The 7,504-nt window shown below is 41.2% G+C and carries 7 protein-coding genes and 1 other annotated feature; all 7 genes read left to right on the top strand.

Features of this window, described 5'->3' with window-relative positions; translation table 11 throughout:
* A partial coding sequence (locus tag PQ511_RS06735; RefSeq protein ID WP_273851146.1) for an IS3 family transposase occupies positions 1 to 90 on the top strand: 90 nt, incomplete at its 5' end.
* 238 nt (positions 91 to 328) lie between these two features.
* Entirely contained in the window at positions 329 to 1,522 is a 1,194-nt protein-coding gene (locus PQ511_RS06730; protein ID WP_420541662.1) for an MDR family MFS transporter, read from the top strand.
* Positions 1,523 to 1,602: 80 nt separating this feature from the next.
* Positions 1,603 to 1,831 (top strand) — a binding site (T-box leader).
* A 62-nt stretch (positions 1,832 to 1,893) separates the two neighbouring features.
* Positions 1,894 to 4,308, top strand: a complete 2,415-nt coding sequence (leuS, locus tag PQ511_RS06725; protein WP_273851124.1) for a leucine--tRNA ligase — start codon at positions 1,894 to 1,896, stop codon at positions 4,306 to 4,308.
* A 224-nt stretch (positions 4,309 to 4,532) separates the two neighbouring features.
* The gene (locus PQ511_RS06720) at positions 4,533 to 4,841 is read left to right on the top strand and encodes a rhodanese-like domain-containing protein (RefSeq protein WP_273851123.1); all 309 of its coding nucleotides are present in this window, start codon (positions 4,533 to 4,535) and stop codon (positions 4,839 to 4,841) included.
* Positions 4,842 to 4,866: 25 nt separating this feature from the next.
* Positions 4,867 to 5,208: a rhodanese-like domain-containing protein gene (locus PQ511_RS06715; RefSeq protein WP_273851122.1), complete on the top strand. Its 342-nt coding sequence runs from the start codon at positions 4,867 to 4,869 to the stop codon at positions 5,206 to 5,208.
* A 187-nt stretch (positions 5,209 to 5,395) separates the two neighbouring features.
* The gene (locus PQ511_RS06710) at positions 5,396 to 6,019 is read left to right on the top strand and encodes a lytic transglycosylase domain-containing protein (protein WP_273851121.1); all 624 of its coding nucleotides are present in this window, start codon (positions 5,396 to 5,398) and stop codon (positions 6,017 to 6,019) included.
* A 153-nt stretch (positions 6,020 to 6,172) separates the two neighbouring features.
* The gene (locus tag PQ511_RS06705) at positions 6,173 to 7,438 is read left to right on the top strand and encodes a DEAD/DEAH box helicase (RefSeq protein ID WP_420541661.1); all 1,266 of its coding nucleotides are present in this window, start codon (positions 6,173 to 6,175) and stop codon (positions 7,436 to 7,438) included.
* The last annotated feature ends 66 nt before the right edge of the window (positions 7,439 to 7,504 follow it).

Here is a 7,504-nt window from a genome sequence, read left to right as displayed (position 1 = left end):
ATGATGTATTACAATCTCTATAGATGTCAGTGGAACTTAAAAAAGATGACCCCTGTTCAATACAGGAATCATCTTCTTAATATTGCCTAGTCTTTTTTAAACTGTCCTTTACACAGGGTACATATTAAAGACGATTCGGCGAGTCAAAAAAAGCATCGTAAAGGATAACGTACCCTTATTGGGTGCGTTTCTTTTTGTTTGAGGCTCGAGATCAGATCTCTTCTCTGGTTCAGTTACCGTAGGTTATTTCACGATCTGAAAGTTTAGCGTTGCGCATACCTTAAAAGTGGAATAAAATCATTCTTGGATTTAAGGAAAGAATGGGGGAATGGTATTGCCGGGGAAACTTTGGCTCTTATTAATTGGTATGGTGATTAATGTAACGGGTTCGTCTTTTCTATGGCCTCTTAACACGGTTTATATCCATGATTACCTCGGTCAGTCACTTACGATTGCTGGTCTCGTATTGCTCGGTAATGCTGGTGCAGGTATTCTTGGGAATTTAATTGGTGGTTATTTATTCGACCGAATTGGAGGGTACCGCTCCATTTTGGTTGGCGCCACAATCGTTATGATTGGAGCGTTTACGCTTTCGGTAAACCACAGTTGGGTTCCTTATGTCATCATGCTAGTGGTCATGGGCTTTGGTTCAGGAGTCACTTTTCCTGCTATGTACGCAATGGCAGGTACGGTTTGGCCAGAGGGAGAGCGACGCGCTTTTAATCGAGTTTATGTAGCTCAAAATCTAGGGGTCGCGATTGGCGCTGCTTGTGGTGGCATACTCGCATCGATGTCATTTGATATCGTTTTCCTTGGAAATGGCATCATGGTTACAAGTTTCTTACTACTCGTTTTATTTGGATTCCGTAACATTCATGGTGGAAAAGTGGTAAGGACGAATCGCTTACCGGGTGAACGTTTGATAAAAAGCAAACCTCATTTTACTGCACTTTTCATTCTTTGCACAGGTTATTTACTATGTTGGATGGTATATGTTCAGTGGCAAACAACCATTGCGGCACATACTCAGACTCTTGGTGTAACAATGCAAGAGTATAGTCTACTCTGGACGATTAACGGTACTCTCATTGTTCTTGCTCAACCGCTTCTTGCTTCGATCATTCGTAATTGGTTACATTCATTAAAAAGTCAAATAGTAGCTGGAATTTTTCTATTTGTGCTATCATTAATGATTTTAATTAAAGCAGAAGCGTTTACTGCTTTTGCCATCGCGATGGTAATTGTCACCTTTGGGGAGATGTTTGTTTGGCCTGCTGTACCAGCAGTTGCGAATGCATTGGCCCCTCAGGGACGCGCTGGATTCTATCAAGGAGTAGTCAATAGTACAGCAACAGGCGGAAGAATGCTCGGTCCAATCTTTGGTGGATTCATTGTAGACAATTCAAGCATTTCCACTTTATTTATTGTGTTAATAGGAATTGTTCTTATAGGTTCTATGCTGATGATTTTCTATGATAGAGGAATTCGAGTAAAACCGTCGGCCTTGACTGCGGATGTATAATTCACGAAAAAAACGGCTATTCTGATAATGTTCTTGACATTTCTCACAAGTCTTCATACAATACAAATTATATATGTAAGTTAATGATAATGATAAGGAATAGTACCAGAGATTCTATTACTAGAGAGTTAACGGTTGGTGGAAGTTAACATAGAACCTTTGTGAACTCACCTTTGAATCGGAACCTGAATGGAGTAAGGTGACCCGTATGCCTGCGTTAAAGGTTTGAAGTGAGTGCTTCTTTAGCACTAAGCCGGGTGGTACCGCGGGTGATTGTGAATATTGGATTCTCAACCTCTCGTCCCTGTTGATTAACAACGGGGATGGGAGGTTTTTTATTTTTCTGTAAGAACTGGAAGGAGAGAGTAGCAATGGCATTTGATCACAAATCAATTGAGAAGAAGTGGCAACGCTTCTGGGAAACAAACAAAACATTTAAAACAGAGAATGACGCTAAGGGTGAGAAAGTTTACATACTCGATATGTTCCCTTACCCATCTGGAGCAGGTCTTCATGTAGGGCACCCTGAAGGTTATACGGCAACAGATATTTTATCTCGCATGAAGAGAATGCAAGGATACAATGTGCTACATCCAATTGGTTGGGATGCATTTGGACTTCCTGCAGAGCAATATGCACTTGATACAGGGAATAATCCACGTGATTTTACACAAAAGAACATTGATACGTTCCGTCGGCAAATAAAAGAACTAGGTTTCTCATATGATTGGGATCGAGAAATTAACACAACGGACCCACGTTATTACAAATGGACGCAATGGATTTTCACTAAGCTCTATGAAAAAGGTCTTGCATACGTCGACGAAGTAGCTGTGAACTGGTGTCCTGCATTAGGAACTGTCCTAGCGAATGAGGAAGTCATCGACGGTAAAAGTGAGCGCGGCGGTCATCCAGTTGTTCGTAAACCAATGAAACAGTGGGTATTGAAAATTACAGAGTATGCGGATCGTTTGCTTGAGGATCTAGAAGAACTTGACTGGTCTGACAGTATTAAGGAAATGCAGCGAAACTGGATAGGGAAATCCGAAGGTGCTGAAGTAACCTTTAAGATTGATGGCCATGATGAGTCCATTGAAGTTTTTACAACTCGTCCAGATACACTTTTTGGCGCAACGTATATGGTGTTAGCACCAGAGCATCCTCTTGTTGATGAAATTTCAACAAGTGAGCAAATCTCAAAAGTTGAAAGTTATCGTTCAAAAGTTCAAACAAAAAGTGATCTTGAGCGCACAGAGCTTTCAAAAGAAAAGACGGGTGAATTTACTGGCGCCTATGCCATCAACCCAATTAATAATGAAAAGCTTCCGATTTGGGTAGCAGATTATGTTCTTATGAGCTATGGGACGGGCGCAATCATGGCTGTTCCCGCTCATGATGAGCGAGATTATGAGTTTGCAACTGCCTTTAACCTTCCGATAAAAGAAGTTGTGGCTGGAGGAGATGTAACGAAAGAAGCGTTTACAGAAGATGGGAAGCATGTGAACTCTGATTTCTTAAACGATCTCGAAAAAGAAGAAGCCATTACGAAAAGCATTGAATGGTTAGAGGAAAAAGGGAAAGGAACGAAAAAGACAACATACCGTCTTCGCGATTGGTTGTTTAGTCGTCAGCGCTACTGGGGAGAGCCTATTCCAATTATCCATTGGGAAGACGGAACGATGTCTGCCGTCCCGAAAGAGGAGCTTCCTGTTGTTCTTCCAGAAACAACAGAGATTAAACCGTCTGGTACTGGTGAATCACCACTCGCGAATATTGAGGATTGGTTGAACGTTGTTGATTCTAAAACCGGAATGAAAGGTCGACGTGAAACGAACACAATGCCGCAATGGGCTGGAAGCTGCTGGTATTACCTTCGATACATTGATCCTGATAACGATGAAATGCTAGCTGATCCGAAGAAGCTAGATGAGTGGTTGCCAGTCGATATGTATATCGGTGGTGCAGAGCATGCTGTTCTTCACTTGCTATATGCGCGTTTCTGGCATAAAGTTCTATATGATATCGGAGTGGTACCAACAAAAGAGCCATTCCAGCGTCTTCGAAATCAAGGAATGATTCTCGGTGAAAATAACGAGAAAATGAGTAAATCAAAAGGAAATGTTGTTAATCCGGATGAAATTGTTGAAAGCCACGGTGCAGATACTCTTCGTTTGTATGAAATGTTTATGGGGCCATTTGAAGGGTCGATTGCATGGTCAAACAATGGTCTCGATGGCGCTCGTCGTTTTCTTGATCGCGTATGGCGTTTATTTGGTGAAGGCGATCTAACAAAGTCTTCCATATCTGAAGAAAATTCAGGAGAAGACATGGAGCGGGTTTACCATGAAACGGTTAAGAAAGTGACCGAAGACATGGAGGGACTTCGCTTTAATACCGCTATTTCTCAAATGATGGTATTTGTAAATGAAGCGTATAAGCAGGAAAAAGTTTCGGTTACGCTAATGGAAGGATTTGTGAAGTTGCTTTCCCCTATCGCGCCTCACCTTGCAGAAGAACTTTGGAGTGCGTTAGGTCACAGTGAGTCACTTGCATATGCAAACTGGCCAATGTTTGATGAAAGCAAACTGACAGTAGACGAAGTTGAAATTGTTGTACAGATTAATGGAAAGCTACGTGCTAAGATATCCATTCCAACAGAAGCTTCTCGTGATGAAATGCAGGAAATTGCGTTAGAACATGAGAAAATAAAAGGTCAACTTGATGGCAAAACTCTTCGCAAAGTTATTGCAGTTCCTGGTAAACTAGTGAACATTGTCGCTAATTAATGCCAAACCCTCTCCTACATGAAGGAGAGGGTTTTTGTATGGAAATAGTAAAAGAGAACAAACAAATTCACTTAGAATAACCCTTTTCTTGAGTGGAGAATACTACTAAGAGGAGGAGAAGAGAGATTTCTTGTATTGAACAAACAAATCATGTACGATTGAATTTGTTAAAGTGAATATTATTGAAAAATCATATGGAAATTGTACGAAAGGGGTATGTTTTTATGAGTAAAGAAATTAAGACAGTGACACCTGAAGAGGTTCAAGAGCTACTTAATAATGGAAAGAACGTTTCGTTAATCGATGTACGTGAGGATGAAGAAGTAGAAGAGGGAATGATTCCTGAAGCGAAGCACATTCGTCTTGGTACCCTTCCAGAAAGACTTGATGAAATAAACAAAGACGAAGAGCATATTATGATTTGTCGTTCAGGACGTCGTAGTGAACGTGCGTGTGAATATTTGCAAGAAGCTGGTTATGAAGTAAAAAACATGGTTGGCGGTATGATGAAATGGGAGGGTAAAGTGAAATAACCCTGCTAAAAAGGAGAGAGTTTGAATGGCGATATGGGGAATGGCAGGTGCGCTAATGGCTGTCTTAACGTTAGGATTATGGCGAGTAGTTTATCCATATTCTTATATGAAGCCGATTCAGTTAGATCGGTTTGATGATGATAAATATTGTCTCATTGATGTGAGAGATTATATTCTTTCGCACCGTACGCCTTATGAAAAAGCAAAGAATATTCCGCTTTCTTATCTAGGAAGACAGACGAAAGAAAATGAGGTATGTGATAAAGAAATTATTGTTCTTGCGGAGGATCGTAAAGCAGCACGACTCGCTGTAAAAATCCTCATGAAGCAGCGCAAACAACCCATTTATTACATGACTGTTTCTTAATAGTAACGTCTTTTGGAGCTGGTCTCTAAAAGACGTTTTCCTGAAGTGTTAATCCTAGTAAGTTGATAAGTTTAATAAATCATAGCACTTTTTAATTCATATTCCAAATAGATTGCTTTAAGAAAAGGGACTTACTGCTACTCTCAATCTGGTATAATGATGAAAAAGACTACACCGGGGTGTTGAAATGAAGGCAGACCTTATACGTGCTATGATGGACTTACAAACTTTTCGACAGTTACAGCCAGGAAATTCAATAGGTAATCAGCCGACCACTTTTTCCTTTACTCATATGCTTGAACAAGCTCTCTCTAACCAAAATCCTGGACAGGCAGTCGCTCCAGAATTTACGTTTCCTAAAACCCCAGCAATGTTATCTGTGTCAACTGAATCTCCGATCGCCATGTCGTCTAACCATCCTTACTCTTCTTCATCGCTTGAAATTGATGGATATATTGAAGAATTATCAGCGAAGTATAACGTTGATCCTAAGCTCATTCATTCCATTATCAAACAAGAATCAGGCTATAAGTCAGACAGTGTGAGCGGTGCTGGGGCAATGGGGTTAATGCAATTAATGCCTGCAACTGCCGCTTCTTTAGGAGTGAAAGACCCTTTTGATCCCGGGCAAAACATTGAGGGCGGCGTGAAGTACATGAAGCAAATGATGGATAAATACGATGGAAATACTGAGCTTGCCTTAGCTGCTTATAATGCAGGACCAGGAAATGTTGATCGTTACGGTGGAATTCCTCCATTCCAAGAAACACAAAATTACGTTTCAAAAGTAATGGGCAATTATCAGGCCTAATTCGCAAAAGCTGTCTTACTTGACCGCTCTTCAGCAGTCGTCAAGGAGGCAGTTTTTTTATGAAAGCAAATCTTTTCACATCGTTAGGGTCAGAGGAAGAGAGTGAAATCCACTCTGAAAGAAGACGCGAATTATTGATATACTAAACAAGAGGTGACTAATTTGAACGAATTTACTACATTGGGACTGGACTCACGTCTCATTAAACAACTTGAAGCTCAGGGTATTAATACCCCAACAGACATTCAAAGAGAAACGATTCCCGTGATGTTACAGGGAAAAGACGTTATTGCGCAGGCGCAGACTGGCACGGGAAAAACATTTGCTTTCTTACTGCCGATTCTTGAGAAAATAAATACAGAAGCACCAGAAGTACAAGCTCTCATTGTGACGCCAACTCGTGAGCTTGCGATCCAAATTACATCAGAATTGATGAAGTTAGTAGAAGAGCGGCAGGATATTAATGTCCTAGCTGTATATGGTGGTCAGGATGTAGAAAGACAGATTAAACATTTGAATAAGAACGTACACATCGTGGTGGCTACACCTGGACGTCTGCTCGATCATGTACGAAGAGAGACGATTGACTTATCTCAAACAGCTTACCTTGTTCTAGATGAAGCTGATCAGATGCTGCATATTGGTTTCCTCAGGGAAGTGGAAGATATCATTAGTGAAACACCAGAAAGTCGTCTAACCGCTCTTTTCTCAGCAACTATGTCGAGCGATATTAAACAACTTGCCAAGCGATTTATGCGTTCACCTGAGAAGATTAGAGGGAAAGAGAAAGGGAAAACCGTTGAAGAAATTGAGCAGTTTGTTATTGAAACAACCGATCGACGAAAATTTGGTTCCCTTACTGAAACCATTGACGAAGTGCGACCGTTCCTGGGAATTATCTTCTGTAGGACGAAGCGTAGAGTTAGTAAATTAAATGGTGATTTGAAAGCAAGAGGATATCTATCTGATGAACTGCATGGTGATTTATCTCAATCTAAACGAGAGAGTGTTATCAAACGATTCCGTGATGCAAAAATCCAGCTTCTTGTGGCGACAGATGTAGCGGCACGAGGCCTTGATATTGAAGGAGTGACGCACGTATTTAACTACGACATTCCGCAAGATACTGAGAGCTACATCCATCGGATTGGTCGAACAGGCCGTGCTGGTGGAGATGGTGCGTCTTATACGTTCATAGCCGCCAAAGATCAAACGTTTATTCAAATGATTGAAAAAGGCATTGGAATGAAACTTGCTAGAAAGAATGTGGAAGGTGCACTGCCTGAGCGAGAAGAGCGTTATGAAGAAAGAAGAAATGATCAAAGAAGAAATGATCAAAGAGGTAGGTCCGGTCATTCAGCTCGTAAGGGAGGGTCCTCGAACCGTCGTAATGGTGGGAGAAATAGTAATAAGCGTTAAAGAGAGAGAGGGGGGGGGCGGAAGGAGGCCCCCCCCCCATCTGGGGTTACTTACAAAAAAGGGGTG

The organism is Guptibacillus spartinae, from assembly GCF_028610625.1.
GTDB lineage: Bacteria > Bacillota > Bacilli > Bacillales > Guptibacillaceae > Guptibacillus > Guptibacillus spartinae.
Note: the sequence above shows the minus strand (reverse complement) of the source record. Positions and strands in the feature narration are given on the sequence as shown.